General features: G+C 64.3%; 1 protein-coding gene and 1 tRNA gene. Both read left to right on the top strand.

Annotation, left to right across the window (positions count from 1 at the left end; translation table 11 throughout):
• Window positions 1-46 precede the first annotated feature (46 nt).
• Window positions 47-123 (top strand) — tRNA-Met (locus FS320_RS43950).
• 229 nt (window positions 124-352) lie between these two features.
• Window positions 353-934, top strand: a complete 582-nt coding sequence (locus FS320_RS43945; RefSeq protein WP_152718727.1) for a hypothetical protein — start codon at window positions 353-355, stop codon at window positions 932-934.
• The last annotated feature ends 159 nt before the right edge of the window (window positions 935-1093 follow it).

Genomic DNA, 1093 nt, shown 5'->3' with positions numbered 1-1093 from the left:
GGCACACCAGTTTGGGGTTTGGCGGTGCCAAACTCGCACGCGTTGACGCGGGGTGGAGCAGCCCGGTAGCTCGTCAGGCTCATAACCTGAAGGTCACAGGTTCAAATCCTGTCCCCGCAACCAACACGACACCAAGCCCTCGTGAGCCCAGCGCTCCGAGGGCTTCGTCGTCTCTGAACCCCGAGCAACACCCGACCCCGCCACACCCCAACCGCGCATCTCGCTGTTCAGCCTGTACAGAAGCTCAGAACACGCACCCGACCGCCACCCAGCGCCGCCGCCATGGAGGGATCCAAACTTCAGGCAATCTGTTGTGCCTAGGAAACCTCATCCGGCAAAGCACTGATTGCATATGGAGATCGTATCCGCCTTCCAGGTCCTGCCCTCCGAGGATGACGAGAGGCCGGGCGCCTATGCGGTGTTCCCCTATGACCGCGACCTAGTGCGTCGGTTCCGCGACAGCTTCCCGCGCGCGCGTTGGCGGGCAGGGGAGGAGCGCTGGTTCGTGCCGGGAAAGACGGCCGTGCAGCGGCTCAACACCTGGATGGGGCAGGAATTAGAAACCCTGGATCGGCATGCCGACGCCAAGGGGCGGGACGCCTTCATCTTCGAACCTCTCGAGAGTCCGTACCTCACGATCGCCGACGACCTGAAGGTACGCACCCCCTATTCGCGCACCATTGTGGACGCTCTGCGATCGATCCCGTGGGCGCATTGGGATTCCGAGGAGAGGATCTGGCGGGTGCCGTTCCGGTCCTATGAAGAACTGAAGCTGCGCTGGCCCGAAATCGAGGAGGCGGCGCGGCGCAACGAGCCCGAGGCCCGAAGGAAGCGCCGGGAGGAGCAGAAGGCGCAGGCCTCCGAGGAGACGAGTCGGATCCAGGCGGAGCGGCGGCGCAGCCGCTATCCCGTGCTGGAGGACGACCTGCTGTAGCGCGACGCGCGAATGTGTGAGTAAGGCGACGGCCAGATTTACGAGATGTCGCCTCCGGTTGAAGTCGACCTACCGTGTCACGGGACGACACGGAGGAGCGCATGAGCCGGCTCGATCAGGAGGCTCGCATGACTATCAAGGCATTGGCGGCGCGGGGAG

Source organism: Microvirga tunisiensis (genome assembly GCF_009296175.1).
Taxonomy (GTDB): domain Bacteria; phylum Pseudomonadota; class Alphaproteobacteria; order Rhizobiales; family Beijerinckiaceae; genus Microvirga; species Microvirga tunisiensis.
This window is presented reverse-complemented; position numbering and strand designations above follow the sequence as displayed.